The sequence below is a fragment of the Pseudomonas sp. NFACC51 genome, from assembly GCF_900103575.1.
GTDB classification, from domain to species: domain Bacteria; phylum Pseudomonadota; class Gammaproteobacteria; order Pseudomonadales; family Pseudomonadaceae; genus Aquipseudomonas; species Aquipseudomonas fluorescens_Q.
In genome coordinates this window covers 38,653-58,575 of record NZ_FMXH01000014.1, presented here as the reverse complement: position 1 = coordinate 58,575, position 19,923 = coordinate 38,653, and the positions used below count along the sequence as shown (strand labels likewise).

Sequence of the window (19,923 nt, the reverse complement as noted above, 5' to 3'; positions counted from 1 at the left end):
TATTACCCGAAAAACCAGTGGTTTATTTCCCAGTGGTGGTGAACACGTAAGTCCGCCGCGCTCAGGTCCTGCTGCCCTGAATTGGGGTTGAGCAAACCCGCGCAAAACATGCTGGCGGCTTTTGCTGCCGCCACACCATGAGCGGAGTCTTCAATCACCACACAGGATGACGGTGGGAGACCCAGGCGTTTGGCGGCCATGAGAAAGATCTCGGGATCTGGCTTGCTGTGCGTAACGTCATCGCCACACACGATCTCACTGAAAAAAAGCTGCAGCCCAGCGTTACGTAAAATCAGCTCAACGAGTGCTCGCGGTGAAGAAGAGGCGACTGCACAAGGTATTCCCGCTCTCTGTAATGCGCCGAGAAGTTCTGTCACGCCTGGCATGGGAGGCAGGGGGGCGGAACTCAATACTTCCATCAACTGCCGGTGATGCTCCGCCATGAGGCAGTCCAGATCTTCTGCAAGCCCGTATTCGGTTTTGATGGCGTTCCACATATGACGCTGCGTGGTGCCTACAAAACGAGACAGTTCTGCCTCATCAAGCACCACGCCATGGCGTGCATAGGAATGTCTTTCCTGTTTCATATAGACCGGCTCACTGTCCACCAGCACACCGTCCATATCGAAAATGAACCCCTGGAAAGCCAGCATCAATGCGCACGCCGCTGTTGAGGGTCACGCTTGAAGTGCAGGAAGTTATAGTGTGAGCGTGCTTCAAACTCATGCAGCTTGAAGGCTTTGGTCATTTCAATGTCTTGGAATCCTTCGCCATCTATTAGCGTGGTAGTGTCTGAGCCGCCAATGATGATAGGCAATTGCATGAGCATGATTTCGTCGACTAGATCAAGATTGAATACCTGCCAGTTCAGGTGGCCACCCCCTTCAACCATGATGTGATTTATTCCGCGAGCTTCAAGCATCGGGAAGAGCTGTTTGAAGTCGACTCGTGCGGTTCCTGCAAAAAGAACCTCTTTACCATGCGCGCGGATGTGCTCGACCATCTTGTGGTCACGTGCTTCTTCTGTCGTTGCGATGATAGTGTGTTCGGGAGAACTGAAGATTTTCGCAGAAGCTGGGAAGTTGAGCGATGTCGTAGGAATGATACGCACAGGATTACGACCGGACTCATAGCGATTGGTCAATTGAGGATCGTCGGTGATAATCGTATTGCGACCGACCATGATGGCATCGACTTCACCGCGGAATTTATGAATGAAGCGCATGTCTTCATCGTCGAAATGCTGAAACAGCGGTTTGCTGGAGGCTTCATTGCCGAGCGTCAGTTTGCCATCGATGGAAATCTGGCTGAATACAGTAACTTTCATAAGGGGTCTACTTGAAGGGCTGGTTAGCTTTAGCGTGACAAGTGCTTGGGATTGGGGGTGAAGACGCTTTTTATCGTGGGTGCGCAAGGATCATTCAACAAACTGTCAAATGCTGTTGAATAAGCTTCAAGGGGATAACGGTGGGTGACTAGCTTTCCAAGTTCAGGAAGCCTGTGGGCAATGCGCAGCGCCCGGGGGAAGTGCTGGTTGTACTCGCCTGCGGCAATGATACTGATGGCATTGACCAGGAAGTGTTTTGCAGGGAGTGAATATTCATAATTCCCGTTGAATCCGAACAGGACAATCCTGCCACCTCGGGCAACCCGGCTGGCGGCTGTCTCGAGCTGATTACCCACGGTATCGATGACAACATCGTATTTTTCCTGGTTTTGCCCAAGGCACTCAAGTTCCTCAGGGCGCACGATGTTCAAACCCAGGGAGTGTCCGAATTCGATTCGAAAGGTATTCAAATCGGTAGCACATGTATGGACGCCCATCGCGCGCAAAAGTAGTTGTGCGACCAGGCTCATGGGGCCCGATCCTAGAAGCAGCACACGTTCCCCCGCTTTGATGGAGGCTTGTTCAATGTTGTTCAAAATACAGGCTACGGGTTCAACCAAGACGGCTGTTTCCCAACTCATGTCGTCTGGGATGCAGTGTACAAAGCGCTCGCGTGTTATGAATCGCTCCGCAAATGTACCGTGCTTGTTGACGCCGGCGATGTCCAGGCCCGCATTTGAACCGCCATTGCATAGATGGGTTCTCGCGGCGTTGCAATGTTCGCAGTTACCGCAGTATTCGTTGGGGTCTATCACCACACGCATCCCTTTACGCGTGCGTTTGACGCCTGCCCCTACATTGACAACGACGCCGACCGCTTCGTGACCACGGACGATGCCCACCTGTCCCTCTTCACGCCCGGACAATACCGCCAGGTCTGTTCCGCAAATGCCGGAGAGTACAATGTCTATTTCTATACCATCGGCGGGTAGCGTTTCGGACACTTCGTGACTCACCAAGCTCAACGTTCGTGTGCTCGCTAAACTGATTGCTTTCATATACCCATCAGCGCTCTATTCGATTTTTTTGGATGAAGCATGCCAACTAGAGAACCCGCTCTGCTGTATCTGGAGCGGCCTACGGACGTGCAGCACGGTTCATCCATTTGGAAACGGCTGGCATTATGCAAGGCTGACAGAGTTGGTTTCAGTCGAAAAAGAATTACCGATAACGACACGATGATTCATGTTGTTTCAGCTTAGCCCGCCAGGCGCCGTAAAGACAGGCCACGCATGGTATTTTCTAAGTTGGCAGGGGGGTGAATATTATTATTTGGACACAACTTGCGATGTGCAATTAATCAATAACGGTAAAAAACCTTTTACCCTTCAAGGCTATGCACCAGGTTTTCAATCGCTTCCAGGGCGGCCTCATCCGGTGGCTCCGGTGTCGGATGTGCGTTGCGCATCTGGTATGCAAGACGGTATTCACTGGGCGTGCAACTGGCATATTGCTTGAAGGCGCGAGCGAAGTAGGACGGGTCCTTGAAGCCGGCCTCGTAGCCGATGCTGGTGATGGGCATCTGGCTGTTATCGAGCAGTTCCTTGGCGAAGCTCATGCGTTTGTTCAGTACGTAGTCAGTGAAACCGAGGCCATTGGCTTCCTTGAACACCCGGCTGAAACGAAACGTCGTCATGCCGCAACGCTTGGCCAGGTCGCGCTGATCGATGCTGTCGCGAAAATGCTGGTCGATGTACAGCATGATGTGGCTGAGGGCCTGGTGCTTCTGGTGCCCGGCGGTCAGGCGAATGCTGTCCGGCAGGGTCGGGGAGTGGTCGATCTGCGAGGTCTTTCCTCGGCCATTGGTATTGCGACGCAACTCGCACAGTTGCACCACGGCCGTGAGGTAGCGCTTTTTCTCGGCGGCGGACAAGGGCAGCACCATGTATTCCCAGACGCTGGAGCGCATGGCCCACACCGCCAACTCTTCGGAGTGCTGCACGGTGAACATGGTGATGGGCGTGCCAGGTACGGTTCGTTTGATCTCCAACAGGCGTCGCAGGCCCGGCGTGTCCGGGCGGTCGAAATGGATGCAGATCATGTCGACCTGTTCCGCGCTGGGCAGCATGGCGTTTTTTGCCAGCGTGCAGTCGCACGTGTCCTGGAATTGGGAGACGAGTTCCTTGGTGGACCGATCGTGAGTCAGATCGAACCATAACAGCTTTGGTTTTTCAGTCAGACTTGGCGTCATAGGACGACTACCCAGAGGTTCTTCCTGCCCTTTAGCTAGCAGTATTGTCACAGTGCTATCACTTCGCCGAATAAATTTTTATAAAAAACCGATCTTTTAGCGCCGTCCCGCCACGAGACGCTCGCGAGCGCCCGTCTGCGCTGCGGTACGGATGGATTTTCCGACCCAGCAGGCCCTTTCCCACCTGCCGCAAAAAAATCCTAGCGAAGTGCAAAATCCTCCTAACGGCTATGACCACCTGCTGACTAGGGTTGCATCAGGCAGTTCGCAATGTACTGCCCTTGAAAAACAACCCCGATGAGGTGTGCGAAATGACTCTTCAAACAATCAAGGCTTCGGTACTGAAGTTCGCCAAAGATGAAGATGGCCTGACCATTGTGGAATACGCCGTGGCCGGTGGGTTGATCACCGTCTTGGTGGCCGCTGCGTTTGTTCTTCTGGGCGGTGCCGTGAATACCAAGATCCGTGCGCTGTGCCAGGCGGTCAACGGCAACGTTGCTTGCTGACAGCGGCAACTTGCGGTGAAGGGGGCACGGTTACTTTCAAGGGAATAACGCTTGCGACTCTTTTGCAGTGAGTACAACGAATCAATCAAATGGACTTCGCGCTGTCCCCTCCAACCAAGTTCGTAGCATAACTTCTTAACGCGCGTGAGGTTCATGAAATGACTTTCCAGACAATAAGAACTTCGATCAGCAAGTTCGCCAAAGATGAAGACGGCCTGACCATTGTTGAATACGCGGTGGCGGGTGGCTTGATCACGGTGTTGGTGGCAGCGGCATTCGTCCTTCTGGGCGGCGCAGTGGACACCAAGATCCGTGCGTTGTGCCAAGCCGCCAATGGCAACGTCGCCTGCTAACGATAATCACACTAGGGAGACGCATCATGTCCATGGAATTGCTGGTGTCGACGGTGCTGCTGCTGGGACTGCTGGGTGTGGCGGTGGTGAGCGATCTGCTTCGCCACCGCATCCCCAACACGCTGGTCCTGTTGGGCCTTGCCCTGGGGGTGGCCGGCCAGGTTTATACCGCTGGGCTCGGCGGCCTGGGCGACAGCCTATTGGGCATGCTGATCTGTTTCGGGTTGTTCCTGCCCATGTACGCGGTGGGTGGCATGGCCGCCGGTGACGTCAAGCTGATGACCATGGTCGGCAGCTTCCTGCCTTTTCATTACGCACTGTGGGCGGCGCTGTTCAGCCTGATCGCCGGCGGTGTGTGCGGTTTCCTGATCGTCCTGGCCCGTGGCCAACTGCTCCAGACCCTGGGGCGCTATTGGTTGATGGTGCGAGCCCAGGCCTATCTGGCGCCGACTTCCGATGAAGTGGCCGGTAAACCCTTTCCTTATTCGATTGCGATCCTGATCGGTACTTTGAACAGCGTTTACTGGCAACTGGTTGCCGGCGGCTGGGGAGTCTAGTCATGCACGTCATCAACGATAGCGATGCCTACCCCAGCGAACGGGAAGCGGTCCAACGCCTGGCGCCACAACCTTGCACCATTCGCGACACCGGCCTGAGCGACAGTTTCCTGGGTGAGCTGGTGTGCAAGCATCTGCACGACGCCGGTGTGCTGGACATGTCGCGGCTGGTGGAGCGCCTGGCCCTGACCGGCGCGGTGCTGGAAGAGGTCCTGGCGTTCCTGCGCAAGGACGGTCGTGTCGAAGTGCTGGGCCAGCTGGGGCAAACGGGTGTACAGACGCTGCGCTATGGCCTGACCGAACGCGGTCGCAGTTCGGCGCGTGACGCCCTGGCCCGTAGCGGCTACATCGGCGCGGCCCCGTTCCCGGTCAGCACCTATCGCTCGCTGATCAAGATCCAGACCATTCACCATGGCCGCATCACCGCCAAGGACATGCACCAGGCCTTGGCCGGCCTGGTGCTGAGCCAAGGCATGCTCGACCAGTTGGGCGTCGCCCTGAATTCCGGGCGGGCGATCATGATCTACGGTCCGGCGGGCACGGGCAAAACCTATGTCAGCAGCCGATTGATCCGGCTGTTCGCCGAGGCGATCTGGGTGCCCCATGCCATCGTCATCAACGAGTCGGTCATCGAGATCTACGACCCGCAGGTGCACCAGCGCCTGGATGACCACGGCCAATCGAACAACCTGATGCTCAACGAAGGCATCGACCGCCGGCTGCTGTGCTGCAAACGCCCGATCGTCATTACCGGCGGCGAGCTGAACATGGAACAGCTGGACGTGCGCTACGACCCGTTCACCCGGCAATACCAGGCGGCTTTGCAGCTCAAGGCCAGCAACGGCCTGTTCATCATCGATGACATGGGCCGCCAGCGCATGGCCCCAGCCGAGTTGCTCAATCGCTGGATCGTGCCCATGGAGGAGAAGCGCGACTTCATCAACCTGGGCGGCGGCCGGCATTGCGAGCTGCCATTCGACCTGGTGCTGGTGTTTTCCACCAACCTCAATCCCCTCGAATTGGCCGACGAGGCCTTCCTGCGGCGCATTGGCTACAAGGTGCAGTTCGGCTACCTCAAGCCCGAGGAGTACGAACAGATCTGGCGCCAGGAATGCGAACGCCTGGGCATCCCGTATGACCCCCTGTTGGTGCGCTATGTCCTGCAGCGGCTTTACGCAGGCGAAGGCATGCCGCTGGTGCCTTGCCATCCCCGTGACCTGTTGAACATGGCGCTTGACCGCCAGCGCTACCTGGGCGGTTCCGGGCCCCTGTCACCGCAAGAGTTGGAATGGGCCTGGCACAACTATTTCGTTCAGCTCGACTTCCTTTGATCTGGAGATACCGACATGAGCTCTCGTACGCTTCCCCTGATAGGCGTTTCCCTGGTAATGGGCCTTGGTGCCGCATGGATGGCCGACTCCTGGCTGAGCGCACGACTCAATGCGACCCCCGATGACCACTTGCGAAGCGTGGTGGTCGCCACGGTGGAAATCCCCTTCGGGCAAATGGTCGAGGCCCAGCAGGTCACCACCGTGCGCATGCCCATGGACACGATCCCGGACGACGCCTTCGATTCCAGCGAGCAGGCCGTAGGCAAGATTGCCACCTTCGACATTCTGCGTGGCGACATCGTGCGGGGCGCGCGGTTGAGTGAGCACCTGGGTGGCAGCACCCTGGCTTCGCTGATCGCACCGGACAAACGCGCCATTTCGGTAAGGGTGGATGATGTGGTCGGCGTGGGTGGCTTCCTCCTGCCGGGCAACCGGGTCGATGTCTTGGCGACCAAGACCACCAGTGCCGGCAGCAACAGTGCGACGTCCCGGACCCTCCTGGAAAACCTGCGGGTACTGGCCGTGGACCAGACCGCAGGCACGGACAAGACCCAACCCGTAGTGGTGCGTGCTGTGACGTTGGAAATGTCGGCCACCGAAGCGGAATTGCTGGTCACTGCGCAGACCGAGGGCAAGTTGCAATTGGCCTTGCGCAACCCGTTGAACCTGGAGAAAAAGGCCGTGGCCGTTGCACCGCCAGCCCCGGCGCCAGTCATGGCGATGGCCGCTCCACTGCCAAAACCTGTGGTACAGCGCAGTGCCAAGCCGCAAGGCGGGGCGATCACGCTGATCCGCGGAACTGAAAGCAGTGTGATCAATGTCCGCTGAGTAACACCCTCCATGCCAGGCCCTTGTGGACCGTGGCGATGCCGATCCTCAAACGTTGTATGAGGGCTCGATGATGAATGCCAATATCCGGCGCCAGGGAGGGGCGGTGAGTGTACTGATGGTGATCGCGTTGGTAGCGATTTCCATGATGGCGGCGTTGGCCCTGGATGGCGGGCACATGCTGCTGAACAAGACGCGTCTGCAAAATGCGGTGGATGCCGCCGCCCTGGGCGGGGCCAAGACCCTGAGCCAGGTGAGTGGCAGCATCAACATGGCCAGCACCACTCGCGCGGCGGCCCTGGACACGCTCAACAGAAACGCCAACGCCGCCGGCAACACCGAACTGGCAACCGCCGTTGCTGGCAACCCGGGGGCGTTTGCCGTGGTGGAACTGTCCAGCAGCGTCTACGGCCCGTTCTCCTATCCAGGGCCTACCGATGCCAAATACGTACGGGTGTCGGTGGCCAGTTATCAATTGAACGGTTTTTTCTGGAGCTTCGTGCAAACGATGGGCAGCGCCGGCTTGGGCAACAAGCGCGTGGCGGCGATTGCCACCGCGGGGCCCAGCCCCACCTCTCCGTGTGATCTGGCGCCGTTGATGGTCTGTGGCGATCCCACTCAATACGACCCGGCCGCCGGCAACTTCTGGGGGTATCAGTTTGGCGATCTGGAAGTCTTGAAAACGGCGGCGGGGAACACATCACCCATCGGCCCGGGCAACTTCCAATTGCTGGATTTCGGCTCAGGCGGCAGCGCAGTCCGCGAGGATCTGGCCGGTGGTGGCTCGGTTTGCCGCAGTGTCGGCGACAACGTCCAGACTGCGCCCGGTAATAAAGCCGGTCCTACTTCCCAAGGCTTGAATACGCGCTTCGGTATCTACAACGGCCCCGTCAGTTCTTCGGACTACCCGCCGGACCTGGTCACGTCCTCAGGCACCCCGGCGATCACCTACAACGATGCGCTCTCCCAGGCGCAATACAAAGGCCAATCCATCAATTCGAGCAACGGCGATCTTTCGGCGGGCGGCGAGGCGATACAGGACTACAACGACTGGCGGGCCCAGGTCGCCGCCTGTGTGGCGGGGGGCGGCAGCGGTTGTGAAAGCAACGGGGTTTTCGAGCGCCGGATGTTGAAAATCGTGATCGGTGATTGCGCCGGGAAGCTGAGCGGCTCGACGTCGATTCCAGTCTTGGGGTTCGGCTGCTATTTCGTCGTGCAGCCGGTGGACGGCGGTGGTTCGGAGTCCATTATCTTCGGCCAGTTCGTCCAGGAGTGCGAAGGCGACAACGTGCCCGGTCCTACGCCCTCCACCGATTCCGGTCCGCAGATCATCCAGCTCTACAAAACCTATCTCAACGGCAGCGGCACGCCGAGCACCGACTCGTAGGAGGCGTCATGGGACTTTCTCATTTCAAACCCGCACAAGCCCAGCAAGGCGTAGCGCTGGTGGAGTTCACCCTGGTGCTGCCGTTGCTGCTGTTGCTGCTGCTGGCCTTCGGCGAGTTCGGCCGCATGCTCTACCAATACAACGTGCTATTGCAGGCCAGTCGCGATGCCGACCGTTTCGTCGCCAGCCAGGCGTGGAATACCACCCTGGGCGGCATCACGCTGAACAACACGTTGCTGACCCAGACAAAAAACGTCGCGGTGTATGGCGTGCCCAGTGCTACCGGCACCGCCGTGGTGTCAGGGTTGACCACGGCTCACGTTCAGGTCGCCGCCGAGGGCATCGATCATGTGCGCGTCACCATTACCTACCCCTTCTGTCCGGTGATTGGTGCGGGGAACTGCACCGGTTCGATTCCAGGATTTTTCGGCAATGCCATTCCGCTGGGGATCCAGTTGGTCGCAACCACCGTGATGAGGGCGCTGTGATGAATCACAAACACATGCGCGGCACTTACATCGTGGAGTTCTCGTTCGTGGGCTTGCTGGTGTTCATCCTGCTGTTCGGCGTGGTGGAAATGGGCCGGTTGTACTTCACGGTCAACGCGCTGGATGAAGCGGCGCGCCGTGGAGTCCGGCTGGCGGCGGTGTGCAATATCAGCGACCCGGTGGTGTTGCGTCGGGCCATCTTCAACGCCGCGACGGACGCCGGCACCAGTCAACTGATCACCAGCCTGGCGACCACGAACCTGGCGCTGACCTACCTGGATGTCAACGGAGCCGTCGTGGCGAACCCAGCCGACACCTCCGGCGCCAACGGTTTCCGTGCCATTCGCTACGTTCGCTTGAGCGTGGAGAACTTCGTTTTCAACCTGTTCATTCCCGGCTTAGGCGTGCCCATTACCTTGCCCGCGTTCAGGGCAACCTTGCCACGCGAAAGCCTTGGGCGTCATTCCGATTCCGGGGAGATCACACCATGCTGAATACCAGGGAAACTCCGCTTTCGACCGCGACTGGCAGAGCCGGGCTGCGGATACTGATCAGCAGCCGCGATGCCACGGCCCTGCGTGACCTGCAATGCGTCTGCCAGCGTATGCCTGGCCTTGAGGTGAGCACGCGCCTGGTCAGCAACGGGCATGTCGACCCGCTCTACGGCCTGGACCGCATGCCCGACCTGTTGCTGCTACGCGTCAGCCACCTGTGGCGCGAAGAATTGTCAGCCTTGCTGCAACGTCCGGCCCATGAACGTCCGCCGATGCTGGTGTGTGGTCCCTTGGGTGAGCAGGAGGGCATGCGCCTGGCGATGCAGGCCGGCGCCCGGGACGTGCTGCCCGAACCCATCGCCGATACAGAGTTGGTGGCGGCCCTGAATCGCCTGGTGACGGAAGTCCGCCTCGGCAACGGCAATGAAGGGAAGCTGATCGCGGTGATCAGCGCCAAGGGCGGTTCCGGCGGAACCCTGGTGGCGTGCAACCTGGCCCAACAACTCAGCACCCGGGCCGGCAATACGCTGTTGCTGGACATGGACCTGCAATTTGGCAGCGTGACCCATTACCTGGACGTAGCGCAGTCCCACAGCCATCTGGAAGTGCTGCAGCAGATCGATGACATGGACAGCGTCGCGCTGCGGGGTTTTTGCAGCCACTTCAGCCCGACCCTGCATGTGCTCGGTGGCCGGGCCGGCGAGTTGTGCCTGCCCCAGGACGCCCAACCCGAACAGCTCGATGCCCTGTTGCAACTGGCCCGTACCAGCTATGACTGGGTGGTGGTGGACCTGCCGCGGCAGATCGACCACCTCACCGGCTCGGTGCTGGAGCAGGTGGACCGGGTGTACGTGGTGGTGCAACAGAGCGTCAGCCACCTGCGCGATGCCAGCGCCCTGGTGCGGATCCTGCGTGAAGACCTGGGCGTGCGCGGGGATCAGTTGCAGATCGTGATCAATCGCTATGACAAAAACGCCGCCGTCAGCCTCAAGGACATCGGCGAGGCCCTGCGTTGCACGAACCTGTCGAAATTGCCCAATGACTTCAACCTGGTCAGCCAGAGTCAGAACACTGGCGTGCCGTTGGGGCTGCATGCGCCGAAGGCGGCCATCACCGCCGCCCTGCGCGATTTGACCGAAGACCTGGTCGGTCACCAGATGTCCACGGACAAGGGCTTGCTTAAACGTGCCTTCAACCGTTTTTTCGGGGGATGACCCATGATCAGCGACTTTCGTAACCGCTTGCGCAAACAACCTTCCAAATCCGGCGCCTCAGCGGGCACCCAGCCCGAGGACGGCTTGCCGGACCCGACGGACGCCTTGATGGCCTGGGAACAGGCCATCCCCGACGTGCTGTATGAAACCCGCAGCCAGGTGACCCCGGTGGAGGCCGAATGGCGGGAAAAGATCTACCAGCAACTGCTCAAGGTCATGGACCTGTCGTTGCTCGATACCCTTGAGCAAGCCGAGGCCGCGCGGCAGATACGCGAAATTTGCCAGCGTCTGCTCGAGGAACATTCGGCGCCGGTGAGTACCGTCAGCCGGCAACTGATCATCAAGCAGATCACCGATGAAGTGCTCGGTCTCGGGCCGCTGGAACCGCTGTTGGCCGACCATAGCGTGTCCGACATCCTGGTCAACGGGTTTGCCTCGGTCTACGTCGAGCGCTTCGGCAAGCTGCAACGCACCGACGTGCGTTTTCGCGACGACCAGCATCTGCTGAACATCATCGACCGCATCGTTTCCAGCCTGGGGCGACGTATCGACGAGTCCTCGCCGTTGGTGGACGCCCGGCTCAAGGACGGTTCGCGGGTCAACGCGATCATTCCACCGCTGGCCATCGACGGTCCAAGCATGTCGATCCGGCGCTTCGCCGTGGACCTGCTCAACACCGACAGCCTGATCCAGGTCGGCACCATGACCCCGGCCATTGCCTTGCTGCTCAAGGCCATTGTTCGCGGGCGCCTGAATGTGCTGATCTCCGGCGGGACCGGCAGCGGCAAGACCACCATGCTCAACGTGCTGTCGAGTTTCATCCCCCACAACGAACGCATCGTCACCATCGAGGATTCGGCCGAGTTGCAACTGCAGCAACCTCACGTGGTACGCCTGGAAACCCGGCCGTCGAACATCGAGGGACGTGGCGAGGTGAGCCAGCGGGAATTGGTGCGCAATAGCTTGCGGATGCGTCCGGACCGCATTGTCATCGGCGAGGTGCGTGGCGCCGAGGCGATGGACATGCTCACGGCGATGAACACCGGCCACGACGGTTCGCTGACCACCATTCACGCCAACACCGCACGGGACGCATTAGGTCGAATCGAGAACATGGTGTCGATGACCGGGGCGACGTTTCCGATCAAGGCCATGCGTCAACAAATTGCCTCGGCCATCGATGTGGTGATCCAACTGGAGCGTCAAGAAGACGGCAAGCGACGCGTGGTGAGCATGCAAGAGATCAATGGGATGGAAGGAGAGATCATCACCATGACCGAAATTTTCTCCTTCGTGCGCCAGGGCATCGGTGAGCACGGCGAGGTGCTTGGGGAGTATCGGCCCAGTGGCATGATCCCGGCGTTCCGCGATGTGCTGGCCAAGCGCGGCATCGAACTGCCACTGACCCTGTTTCGCCCTGAGTGGATGGAGAGCCGGACGTCATGAGCAATATCCCCAGTGAGTTCATTCTGATTTTCCTCGGCATGGTGTTCATCGCCGTATTCCTGCTGTCCCAGGGTGTGGTGGTGCCGGTGTTCGGTGAAGCCGGCAAGATGCGCAAGCGCATTCGCGGGCGCTTGCATGTGCTGGAGAAGGCCAACCACTTGCCCAACATGCAGACCGTGTTGCGGCAGAAATACCTGACGCGCCTGTCACCCTTGGAAGCCCGCCTGGAACAGCTGCCATTCATGGCCAACCTGACCCAACTGATCGAGCAGTCCGGTCATGAATACCGGGCCTATCGGGTCATGCTGCTGGGTCTGGTCCTGGGGGCGGCGGCCGGTGCCTTGGTACTGATGGTCTCGCCCGTCTGGTGGCTGGCGCTGCTGGCGGCATTTGCGTTGACCTGGGTGCCGGTGTTGAAAATCCTGCGTGACCGCAACAAGCGTTTCGCCGCGTTCGAGGAAGGTTTGCCGGATGCGCTGGACGCCATGTGCCGGGCCTTGCGCGCCGGGCATCCGTTCAACGAAACCCTGCGTCTGGTCGCCGAGGAGCACAAAGGGCCGGTCGCCCAGGAATTCGGTATGACCTTTTCCGATATCAACTACGGCAACGACGTGCGCCGGGCCATGCTCGGCCTGCTGGAGCGGATGCCGAGCATGACGGTGATGATGCTGGTGACTTCGATTCTCATCCACCGCGAGACCGGCGGCAACCTGACCGAAGTGCTGGAGCGCTTGAGCCGCCTGATTCGCGGGCGTTTCCGGTTCCAGCGCAAGATCAAGACGTTGTCGGCCGAAGGGCGCATGTCGGCCTGGGTGCTGGTGGCGATCCCGTTCGTGCTGGCGATCGCCATCGTGCTCACCAGCCCCAGCTACATGCCGGTGCTGATCAATGACCCCATAGGGCACAAGCTGATCATCGGCGCATTCTGCGCCATGTTGATCGGGATTTTCTGGATAAAGAAGATCATCCGGATCCAGGTTTAAGCGCTGTTGCGCCAAGAGGTTTCAGTCATGGACTTTTTGCTCGGATTGTTGAGTCGGTTTACCGGTAACGAAGAACTGGCGCGCCTGTTGTTCATCGCCGCGATTGGCCTCAGCACGGTGCTGGCGGCCGTCGCGCTCCTGCTATTGATGCTGGGCTTGCAGGATCCGGTGCAGCGGCGCCTGGCGTTGATCAAGCGCGGTTACGCTGGAAGCACGACGGGGCAGGAGGCGCCGGGTAACCTGCAACTCTTGCTGGAACGGATCGGCCAACGCTTTGCTTCCACCGACCAGGCCCACACGTCCGCCACCCAGACTTTGCTGACCCATGCCGGTTACCGCTCTGCCTCGGCGGTGCAGATGTATTGGGCGGTGCGCCTGATGTTGCCGTTGTTGCTGGTCGGCATTGCGTTGTTGCTGCTGCCGATGGTCAAGGTTTCAGTGGCCATTGGTCTGCTGGCGGTCACCCTCATCGCGGGTATCGGTTGGTTGCTGCCGGCGATCTACGTCGGTAAACGCAAGCAGGCACGGCAAGGCCGGCTGCGCGCCGCGTTCCCGGACGCCTTGGACCTGATGGTGGTTTGCGTCGAGTCGGGCCTGGCCCTGCCCACGACGATCGAGCGGGTGGCCGAAGAGATGTCAGTCAGCCAGGTTGAACTGGCCGAGGAACTGGCGCTGGTCAACGCGCAGATCCGGGCGGGCATCACCAGCACCGAGGCGCTCAAGCAACTGGCCGTGCGCACCGGCCTGGAGGATATCCAGGGTTTGGTCAGCCTGCTGGCGCAGAGCATTCGTTTCGGCACCAGCGTGGCCGATACCCTGCGGATCTACGCCGATGAGTTTCGCGACCGGCGCACCCAGGCCGCGGAAGAGATGGGGGCCAAGATTGGCACCAAGCTGATCTTCCCGCTGATCTTCTGCCTGTGGCCGAGCTTCTTCCTGGTTGCCATCGGCCCGGCCATGATCGGCGTGTTCAGGGCCTTCGGGAATATGTAGATCGGTGAGTGTCCATGAGCCTTGTGTTCACCACAGGCCCATTGTGGGAGCGAGCTTGCTCGCGATAATGGCTTGACAGTCAATGACGGTGTTGAATGTCGGTCCGCTATCGCGAGCAAGCTCGCTCCCACAGATCTTTCTGACAGTCACCTATCTGTCGTCACTCGATCCCTCCAGTAAATACCCCGCCCCTGTGGCCGCGAGATTTAGCTAAACGTCGAACCGCGCTGTTGGGGCACGCGGTACATGGAGTGTCAGGCCGAAGCCGGTAACCGTGGCGAGGGAGCTTGCTCCCGCTCGGCTGCGCAGCAGACGCCCAAAAGCCAGGGGCCGCTGCGCGACCCAGCGGGAGCAAGCTCCCTCGCCACAAGGGTTATGGCCTGAATGCTGATACCCGGTCGAACACCCAAAAAGCCAAAAGTCACGCCCGGCCAGATAAAGCCATAGCCTCTGCCAAGCGCGTTCGGTTCATGCAGGAAAGACCAAAAGACCGCAGCCCTCGGCAGTTCCTACATCGGATCAATGTAGGCGCTGTCGAGGGCTGCGATCTTTTCGTTTTCTGCGTGGTTCATTTGCTACTGGTGATTTCTCCTGCCGAGTCCTGGTCAAAGAATTCCGGGATCGGGTAGTTGAAGCTGTTGAGCCAACGCTGCATGGCCATCTCGCGCTCGGCGGCCGAGGCGGTTTGCAGGTTGGTGGAGGCCACCACGCCGCGAATCTGCAGTTGCATCCAGCTCTCGGTGCCTTGCTGTGCGGCCGAAGAGGGGCCTGGGTCAATGGCCCAGGCGCTGCTGGAAAGGGTCACCATGCATGCGATCATCAATTGTTTGGTCATCATTTCTTGGACTCCTCGTAACGCTCTACTTGACCGCGCCGGTTGAGGCATCGACGATCTCGGTGGGGCGGTTGGCGGGTGACGTCATTGTGTTTGTGGCCGAACCCCTGATTTTTTCCGCACGGGCTTGGGCATCTGCCACTTGCTGGGGGCTCAGCTTGGCCATGTTCGCGAGCTCGGCGGCCTGCTTCCAGTTGTCCTGGTAGATCAGCAGGGTCACCATGTTGAGCGCAGCCAGCGTGTCGGACTGCTGGAGCTCCATGGCGGTCATGAACTCGAAGCGGGCTTCTGAAATGCGTCGTTGGTTGAGGTAGACGACACCCAGGTCGTTGCGGATCTTGCCTTCGGTCGGGGCCATTTTCGCTGCGCGTTCGAGGTATTGCGTAGCGGCTGCATTGTCATTTTTGGCGACTGCCAATTGACCAAGGCCATGTTCACCGTCTGCGGCCAGGCATGTCCCGAGCAGGCTTTTGTACAACGGTTCGGCCTCGTTGCGGCCCATCAGGCGCAGCACCCGAGCCTTGCGCAGGCGGACCTGGACCAAGTCCTCGGGCAAGCGTTCGAGGTTCGCCAGGCTGGCGTACAAACGACCTTCGTTGGCCATGTCTTCGGCCATGTTCAAGGCCAGTTCCTGGTCGGCTCCGGGCTTGGCGCAATCGGTCGCGCGTGAAGCCACCACGCCGCTGCTGGCACAACCGGCAAGCATCAAGGACGCCGCTAATGCGATCACTGTTTTCATGGAATACCCCTTGGCGAACCGTTGGACGTCGTACGCGTTGCACACCAGGCGCCGGCTCATTGGGAAAGCCCGCTGCGGTTGTCGAACTCGCCATGTTCGAGGAAGTACATACGGTAGAAATTCGGGTCGTAATTGCGCAGTTGTTCGCCCGGCAATGTTGGCAGTTGCGCGTCGGCGGCCAACGGTTGGACCAGGTGCGGCGTGACGATCATCAGCAGTTCGCGCTCTTCGCGGTTGATGGCGTTGTCACGAAAGAACGCGCCGAGAATCGGCACATCGCCCAGCCCTGGAAACTTGTTCACCTGGGAGCTGTTGCGGGTGCTGATCAGGCCGCTGATGACGAAGCTTTCGCCATCGGCCAAGGCGATGCTGGTGTCGGTACGACGTACCGTGAGTGCTGGCACCAGGGTTCCGGCGATGTTCACCGCGTTGGTGAAGTCCAGCTCACTGACTTCCGGAGCCACCTTCAGTGCGATGCGATTCTTGCCGATGACGGTGGGGGTCAGGGTCAGGCGAATGCCGAATTCCTTGTACTCGATGGACACGTTGTCGCTACCGGCACTGGGCACCGGGATCGGCACTTCGCCGCCGGCCAGGAAGCTCGCACTCTGCCCGCTGAGGGCCACCAGGCTCGGCCGCGCCAGGGTATAGGCGAAACCGCTGCCTTCCAGTGCGTTGATCATCAACAGGGTCTTACCGGTGGCAAAGGACAGGTTGAACATGTCGTTATTGACCGGCAATGAAGGCCGGACAATACCGCCGACAGTGGGCAAGGTTCTCGGCGAGCCGAACAGGAAGTTGCCACGGCTGCCAAAAATCGATGTCGAGGCTTCCTTGAGTTTGGTCCGGCTGACTTCAACGAAACGAATGTCGGTCTGCACCTGGGCGAGCAGCATCGGATCTTCGGACGGTATGCTCGCAGCACCGGTCAGCGCCTCGGTGGCCCGGCCTTTGACAAAGATCATGCTCTGGCGCGGTATCTTCGAACAGTCGGTCCAGACCATCAGGCTGGTGGCGCCGGGTGCCAGGCCCGTGAGAATAAAGGCATCGCTGCCACTGGGCTGCACATCGGCAATTTTCGGGTCGCCGACTGCCAACTTCGTCACGGGGGCGAGAATGCGCAGTTCGCTCTGGAGCCCTTGGCCGACCTCGAAGGTTGCCGGCAAATTGTCCAGTTGCGAACAATTTGCCGCTGCGGCCTGGGCCGCATCCAAGCCAAGACCCATCCAGAACAGGCCATGAAGGAAATGTTTTAGAACGGGAGCAGTACGATGGGTCATGAAGTGATCCTCGATGAAGAGGCCATCCCTAGGCTTGTCTATTTGCCTCGGATCACTTAAGAGGCCCGGGCTACCCCTTTCCATCTAACCTGACTGTTCATTGATTCCGGTTTCAGGCCTCGTCGCTTACCAACAAACGGGCGCATTTCACCGGCCTGACTGAACGACAGGCTGCTTGCAAACGACTTTTCGGTACCCGGGAGCTCCGGGATTTTCGAAGGCGATGACGGTGTCGATCAGTTCGCTTCAGGGAGCGTTTTGCCGACCCTGTCATCGCTTCTGTTTGACGGTAGTTCAAGCATGGCAAAGCGCCACGCCTTAAATAAAAAAATGACTAAAAAGTGACGGAAGGGAAAAAATCGCACAAATGGGCGTCAATAATCTGTCTTTTTGTGCTGTGAAAGGGATTTGCAGGAGCCAGGTCTGACGGGGGAGGCGAGACCTGCGAGCCATTGCTGGTCGCAGGGGCTGGCGGATATCAGGCCACGTGGTAATGCACTGACAGGATTCCTTTCTTTTGCGAAAGCGAGGCGATGGTGACTGTTCCCAGTTCCTGCAGGTGCTGCACGTGAGTGCCGCCGCAACCGTAGGCGGGCAGCTCACCGAAACCGACTTCGCGCAGGCCTTCGCGTAACGTGATCAGGCGCGGCAGGTCGTTGGCAATCCATTCGTCGATGCCTTGCTGGATCATCGAGATGTCCAGTTCCTGAGGATTTTCCCTTGGCTGGAACTGTACGCGGCTTTCACCGGGCCAGTGATGGGCCTTGATCGGCGTCCAGCCGCGGGTCTCGGCGAAATGGCCGATCAGATGCCCAGCCGAGTGCAGGCGCGCATTCAACTGTCGACGTTGCGCATCCACGCGGATCGCGGCGGTGCCCAAGGCCACCGGACTGTCGACGTAATGGACGATCTGTGGCCCTTCCTGGACCACGCGTAGCACCTGGCTTTCGCCGATCCATCCGGTGTCGCAGGGCTGACCGCCACCCTGGGGATGGAACAGCGTGGCGTGCAGCACCACGGCAAACTCATGTTCCCGGGGGCTGCAATCCAGGACTTCCACGTTGGCCTTGAGGTCATCGCTATGGAAAAAGAGGCGAAGCGTCATGTGCCATATCCACATCAGAAATTGTGACGGGATTATAGGTAGGGCGTAAAAGGGTGATAATCCGTTCAAATTTCAAAGGACTGTTGCGCCATGAGCACAAATCTACCGTTGCCGTTGCTGGCCGAAATGGCCATCTTCGTCAAGGTCGTGGAGACCGGCAGTTTCTCCGAGGCGGCCCGCCAGTCAGGTTCATCACCGTCGGCCATCAGCCGCAGTATTTCTCGCTTGGAGAAAGCCCTGGCGACCCGTTTGTTGCAACGCACCACCCGCAAGTTGCGTTTGAGCGATGGTGGGGAAGAGGTGTTCAAGCGCTGTCAGGAAATGGTCGCCGCCGCTCGGTCGGTGATGGAAATCAGCGGGCAGTTCACTCAGGAGGCTGAAGGTCGCATCCGCATCAGCGTACCCAAGGCGGTGGGGCGTTTCGTGATTCATCCGCACATGCCCGAATTCTTGCGTCGTTATCCGAAGGTCGATGTGGAGCTGTTCCTGGAGGATCGGCAGGTCGACCTGATCGATGATCACGTCGACCTGGCCATCCGGATTACCGATCAACCTCCGGTCGGGCTGGTGGGGCGTCAGTTGCTGACCATTGATCACCTGCTCTGCGCCACGCCGCAGTACCTGGCTGAACACGGTACGCCCACGCATCCTCATGACCTGTTGGAGCACAGCTGCATTTACCTGGGGGCAACCCCGAACGATGCGCGCTGGAAATTCAAGAAAGGCAGCAAGGCCGTTACCGTCAGCGTGCGCGGACGCTACGCGGCCAATCACACGGGCGTGCGGTTGGGGGCCGTCTTGCAGAACATCGGCATTGGCAGCCTGCCGTACTTCACCGCCCGTCATGCCTTGGAGCAAGGCTTGATCGTACAGGTATTGGCCGACTGGACGTTCCTGGCTTCCTACCACGGTGGCTTGTGGTTGCTGCATTCACCGACCCGCTACCTGCCGCCCAAGTTGCGGGTGTTCATTGATTATCTGGTGGCGTGTCTGGAGAAGGAACCGACCTTGAGCACGGTGGGCGGCGGGAGTGGTTCCAGCAAGGTCGCGACACGTTATGAGTTGCCGGAGAGTGATGGGTTGTTGTGACGGGCCTCATCGCGAGCTCGCTCCCACAAGAGGTCTGCTGAGCCGATGAATGTTGATCAACCGCAACCAGTGTGGGGGCGAGCTCGCTCGCGATGAGGCCCGTCCAGGCAACACACTTTGGCAAGGCAAAAAAAAGCCCGCAGGGTTAACCGTGCGGGCCTTTGCATGACGGATCGCAATCAGTGCTTGCTGTCCTGGTCCGACATCGCCAGCAATTGCTTTTCCTGGTTCCAGTCGAAAGGCTCGTCGTTTTGCTCGGCTTCGAAACGACGCTCCTCCAGGGCCTGGTACAGGGCGATTTCTTCGTCGGGCATGTAGTGCAGGCAGTCGCCGGCGAAGTACCAGAGCAGGTCGCGAGGCACCAGGTGGGCGATTTGTGGATAACGGACGATCACTTGGCACAGGAGGTCCTGGCCCAGGTACTGGCTTTCGATCGGGTCGACGGGCAGTTGCGCGCGCAACTCGTCGAAGCGCTCCAGAAACAGGGCGTGGCTTTCTTCGGGCACCTGTTCGGCCTCACCCACGGCGACCAGAATGCTGCGCAAGTGGTCAAGCAAGACAAGGTGATCGGCAACGACATTGGACACGAGATAAGTCCTCAAGAGCAAAACGGGCGCAGGAGTATAAAGGGCCTGCGCGCAGTTTCATACGCTTGAGCGGATCGGGCCGATGAGAGTCAGCCTTCGTGTCGAGGGAGCTTGCTCCCGCTGGGCTGCG

Annotated in this window: 22 protein-coding genes; 13 read left to right on the top strand and 9 right to left on the bottom strand. The window is 59.5% G+C overall.

Going from position 1 to position 19,923, the window contains the following annotated elements; all coding sequences use genetic code 11:
• Nucleotides 1–2: 2 nt before the first annotated feature.
• The 4 genes from BLT00_RS23855 to BLT00_RS23840 form a co-directional block, all read right to left on the bottom strand.
• Nucleotides 3–653, bottom strand: a complete 651-nt coding sequence (locus BLT00_RS23855) for an HAD family hydrolase (RefSeq protein ID WP_092150181.1) — start codon at nucleotides 651–653, stop codon at nucleotides 3–5.
• Complete coding sequence (locus tag BLT00_RS23850) at nucleotides 653–1,327, bottom strand: dihydrofolate reductase family protein (RefSeq protein ID WP_063324879.1); 675 nt, start codon at nucleotides 1,325–1,327, stop codon at nucleotides 653–655. Before BLT00_RS23850 ends, BLT00_RS23855 begins: the two co-directional genes overlap by 1 nt.
• Before the next feature lie 29 nt (nucleotides 1,328–1,356).
• Nucleotides 1,357–2,385 (bottom strand): alcohol dehydrogenase catalytic domain-containing protein, encoded by a 1,029-nt coding sequence (locus BLT00_RS23845; protein WP_092150178.1) that lies wholly within the window; start codon nucleotides 2,383–2,385, stop codon nucleotides 1,357–1,359.
• A 323-nt stretch (nucleotides 2,386–2,708) separates the two neighbouring features.
• The gene (locus BLT00_RS23840; RefSeq protein WP_092150175.1) at nucleotides 2,709–3,578 is read right to left on the bottom strand and encodes a response regulator transcription factor; all 870 of its coding nucleotides are present in this window, start codon (nucleotides 3,576–3,578) and stop codon (nucleotides 2,709–2,711) included.
• Nucleotides 3,579–3,889: 311 nt separating this feature from the next.
• Between BLT00_RS23840 and BLT00_RS23835 the strand changes: the two genes are divergently transcribed.
• From BLT00_RS23835 to BLT00_RS23780, 12 genes are all read left to right on the top strand, one after another.
• Nucleotides 3,890–4,084 (top strand): Flp family type IVb pilin, encoded by a 195-nt coding sequence (locus BLT00_RS23835; protein WP_008070254.1) that lies wholly within the window; start codon nucleotides 3,890–3,892, stop codon nucleotides 4,082–4,084.
• A 158-nt stretch (nucleotides 4,085–4,242) separates the two neighbouring features.
• Nucleotides 4,243–4,437, top strand: coding sequence for a Flp family type IVb pilin (locus BLT00_RS23830; RefSeq protein WP_063324882.1), 195 nt, complete (start codon nucleotides 4,243–4,245; stop codon nucleotides 4,435–4,437).
• A 26-nt stretch (nucleotides 4,438–4,463) separates the two neighbouring features.
• Nucleotides 4,464–4,994 carry an A24 family peptidase gene (locus tag BLT00_RS23825; protein WP_092150172.1) on the top strand — a complete coding sequence of 177 codons (531 nt, stop codon included), beginning with the start codon at nucleotides 4,464–4,466 and terminating at the stop codon, nucleotides 4,992–4,994.
• A gap of 2 nt (nucleotides 4,995–4,996) precedes the next feature.
• Nucleotides 4,997–6,325, top strand: a complete 1,329-nt coding sequence (locus BLT00_RS23820; RefSeq protein ID WP_092150169.1) for a P-loop NTPase family protein — start codon at nucleotides 4,997–4,999, stop codon at nucleotides 6,323–6,325.
• Between the two features lie 15 nt (nucleotides 6,326–6,340).
• The gene (gene cpaB, locus BLT00_RS23815) at nucleotides 6,341–7,153 is read left to right on the top strand and encodes a Flp pilus assembly protein CpaB (protein WP_092150166.1); all 813 of its coding nucleotides are present in this window, start codon (nucleotides 6,341–6,343) and stop codon (nucleotides 7,151–7,153) included.
• A 70-nt stretch (nucleotides 7,154–7,223) separates the two neighbouring features.
• Entirely contained in the window at nucleotides 7,224–8,540 is a 1,317-nt protein-coding gene (locus BLT00_RS23810; RefSeq protein WP_063324886.1) for a TadE/TadG family type IV pilus assembly protein, read from the top strand.
• 8 nt (nucleotides 8,541–8,548) lie between these two features.
• Nucleotides 8,549–9,028, top strand: coding sequence for a TadE/TadG family type IV pilus assembly protein (locus BLT00_RS23805; protein WP_063324887.1), 480 nt, complete (start codon nucleotides 8,549–8,551; stop codon nucleotides 9,026–9,028).
• The gene (locus tag BLT00_RS23800; protein WP_063324888.1) at nucleotides 9,028–9,522 is read left to right on the top strand and encodes a TadE/TadG family type IV pilus assembly protein; all 495 of its coding nucleotides are present in this window, start codon (nucleotides 9,028–9,030) and stop codon (nucleotides 9,520–9,522) included. Before BLT00_RS23805 ends, BLT00_RS23800 begins: the two co-directional genes overlap by 1 nt.
• Nucleotides 9,516–10,736, top strand: coding sequence for an AAA family ATPase (locus BLT00_RS23795; protein ID WP_092150163.1), 1,221 nt, complete (start codon nucleotides 9,516–9,518; stop codon nucleotides 10,734–10,736). The genes BLT00_RS23800 and BLT00_RS23795 overlap by 7 nt, the downstream gene beginning before the upstream one ends.
• A 3-nt stretch (nucleotides 10,737–10,739) precedes the next feature.
• Nucleotides 10,740–12,182 (top strand): TadA family conjugal transfer-associated ATPase, encoded by a 1,443-nt coding sequence (locus tag BLT00_RS23790; RefSeq protein ID WP_092150160.1) that lies wholly within the window; start codon nucleotides 10,740–10,742, stop codon nucleotides 12,180–12,182.
• Nucleotides 12,179–13,165, top strand: coding sequence for a type II secretion system F family protein (locus BLT00_RS23785; protein ID WP_063324891.1), 987 nt, complete (start codon nucleotides 12,179–12,181; stop codon nucleotides 13,163–13,165). Before BLT00_RS23790 ends, BLT00_RS23785 begins: the two co-directional genes overlap by 4 nt.
• A gap of 27 nt (nucleotides 13,166–13,192) precedes the next feature.
• On the top strand, nucleotides 13,193–14,158 hold the full coding sequence (locus tag BLT00_RS23780; protein WP_063324892.1) for a type II secretion system F family protein: 966 nt from the start codon (nucleotides 13,193–13,195) through the stop codon (nucleotides 14,156–14,158).
• Nucleotides 14,159–14,726: 568 nt separating this feature from the next.
• Here the strand turns inward: BLT00_RS23780 and BLT00_RS23770 are convergent.
• The 4 genes from BLT00_RS23770 to BLT00_RS23755 all read right to left on the bottom strand — a co-directional run bounded on the left by BLT00_RS23770 (nucleotide 14,727) and on the right by BLT00_RS23755 (nucleotide 18,117).
• Complete coding sequence (locus tag BLT00_RS23770; RefSeq protein WP_092150154.1) at nucleotides 14,727–14,996, bottom strand: DUF3613 domain-containing protein; 270 nt, start codon at nucleotides 14,994–14,996, stop codon at nucleotides 14,727–14,729.
• 22 nt (nucleotides 14,997–15,018) lie between these two features.
• A complete protein-coding gene (locus BLT00_RS23765) occupies nucleotides 15,019–15,732 on the bottom strand; it encodes a tetratricopeptide repeat protein (protein WP_092150202.1) in 714 nt (237 codons plus the stop codon).
• A gap of 56 nt (nucleotides 15,733–15,788) precedes the next feature.
• Nucleotides 15,789–17,012, bottom strand: coding sequence for a type II and III secretion system protein family protein (locus tag BLT00_RS23760; RefSeq protein WP_063324894.1), 1,224 nt, complete (start codon nucleotides 17,010–17,012; stop codon nucleotides 15,789–15,791).
• A 478-nt stretch (nucleotides 17,013–17,490) separates the two neighbouring features.
• Nucleotides 17,491–18,117: an alanyl-tRNA editing protein gene (locus tag BLT00_RS23755; RefSeq protein ID WP_092150151.1), complete on the bottom strand. Its 627-nt coding sequence runs from the start codon at nucleotides 18,115–18,117 to the stop codon at nucleotides 17,491–17,493.
• Nucleotides 18,118–18,207: 90 nt separating this feature from the next.
• Between BLT00_RS23755 and BLT00_RS23750 the strand changes: the two genes are divergently transcribed.
• Nucleotides 18,208–19,206, top strand: a complete 999-nt coding sequence (locus tag BLT00_RS23750) for a LysR family transcriptional regulator (protein WP_092150148.1) — start codon at nucleotides 18,208–18,210, stop codon at nucleotides 19,204–19,206.
• A 179-nt stretch (nucleotides 19,207–19,385) separates the two neighbouring features.
• Here the strand turns inward: BLT00_RS23750 and BLT00_RS23745 are convergent, their stop codons facing one another.
• On the bottom strand, nucleotides 19,386–19,793 hold the full coding sequence (locus BLT00_RS23745; protein ID WP_003204309.1) for a PA2817 family protein: 408 nt from the start codon (nucleotides 19,791–19,793) through the stop codon (nucleotides 19,386–19,388).
• Between the last annotated feature and the right edge of the window lie 130 nt (nucleotides 19,794–19,923).

What these genes read in the sequence shown, in the direction of transcription:
- BLT00_RS23855 (WP_092150181.1), bottom strand. Translation starts at nt 653, where the DNA reads ATGCTGGCTTTCCAGGGGTTCATTTTCGATATGGACGGTGTGCTGGTG.
- BLT00_RS23850 (WP_063324879.1), bottom strand. Translation starts at nt 1,327, where the DNA reads ATGAAAGTTACTGTATTCAGCCAGATTTCCATCGATGGCAAACTGACG.
- BLT00_RS23845 (WP_092150178.1), bottom strand. Translation starts at nt 2,385, where the DNA reads ATGAAAGCAATCAGTTTAGCGAGCACACGAACGTTGAGCTTGGTGAGT.
- BLT00_RS23840 (WP_092150175.1), bottom strand. Translation starts at nt 3,578, where the DNA reads ATGACGCCAAGTCTGACTGAAAAACCAAAGCTGTTATGGTTCGATCTG.
- BLT00_RS23835 (WP_008070254.1), top strand. Translation starts at nt 3,890, where the DNA reads ATGACTCTTCAAACAATCAAGGCTTCGGTACTGAAGTTCGCCAAAGAT.
- BLT00_RS23830 (WP_063324882.1), top strand. Translation starts at nt 4,243, where the DNA reads ATGACTTTCCAGACAATAAGAACTTCGATCAGCAAGTTCGCCAAAGAT.
- BLT00_RS23825 (WP_092150172.1), top strand. Translation starts at nt 4,464, where the DNA reads ATGTCCATGGAATTGCTGGTGTCGACGGTGCTGCTGCTGGGACTGCTG.
- BLT00_RS23820 (WP_092150169.1), top strand. Translation starts at nt 4,997, where the DNA reads ATGCACGTCATCAACGATAGCGATGCCTACCCCAGCGAACGGGAAGCG.
- cpaB (WP_092150166.1), top strand. Translation starts at nt 6,341, where the DNA reads ATGAGCTCTCGTACGCTTCCCCTGATAGGCGTTTCCCTGGTAATGGGC.
- BLT00_RS23810 (WP_063324886.1), top strand. Translation starts at nt 7,224, where the DNA reads ATGATGAATGCCAATATCCGGCGCCAGGGAGGGGCGGTGAGTGTACTG.
- BLT00_RS23805 (WP_063324887.1), top strand. Translation starts at nt 8,549, where the DNA reads ATGGGACTTTCTCATTTCAAACCCGCACAAGCCCAGCAAGGCGTAGCG.
- BLT00_RS23800 (WP_063324888.1), top strand. Translation starts at nt 9,028, where the DNA reads ATGAATCACAAACACATGCGCGGCACTTACATCGTGGAGTTCTCGTTC.
- BLT00_RS23795 (WP_092150163.1), top strand. Translation starts at nt 9,516, where the DNA reads ATGCTGAATACCAGGGAAACTCCGCTTTCGACCGCGACTGGCAGAGCC.
- BLT00_RS23790 (WP_092150160.1), top strand. Translation starts at nt 10,740, where the DNA reads ATGATCAGCGACTTTCGTAACCGCTTGCGCAAACAACCTTCCAAATCC.
- BLT00_RS23785 (WP_063324891.1), top strand. Translation starts at nt 12,179, where the DNA reads ATGAGCAATATCCCCAGTGAGTTCATTCTGATTTTCCTCGGCATGGTG.
- BLT00_RS23780 (WP_063324892.1), top strand. Translation starts at nt 13,193, where the DNA reads ATGGACTTTTTGCTCGGATTGTTGAGTCGGTTTACCGGTAACGAAGAA.
- BLT00_RS23770 (WP_092150154.1), bottom strand. Translation starts at nt 14,996, where the DNA reads ATGATGACCAAACAATTGATGATCGCATGCATGGTGACCCTTTCCAGC.
- BLT00_RS23765 (WP_092150202.1), bottom strand. Translation starts at nt 15,732, where the DNA reads ATGAAAACAGTGATCGCATTAGCGGCGTCCTTGATGCTTGCCGGTTGT.
- BLT00_RS23760 (WP_063324894.1), bottom strand. Translation starts at nt 17,012, where the DNA reads ATGACCCATCGTACTGCTCCCGTTCTAAAACATTTCCTTCATGGCCTG.
- BLT00_RS23755 (WP_092150151.1), bottom strand. Translation starts at nt 18,117, where the DNA reads ATGACGCTTCGCCTCTTTTTCCATAGCGATGACCTCAAGGCCAACGTG.
- BLT00_RS23750 (WP_092150148.1), top strand. Translation starts at nt 18,208, where the DNA reads ATGAGCACAAATCTACCGTTGCCGTTGCTGGCCGAAATGGCCATCTTC.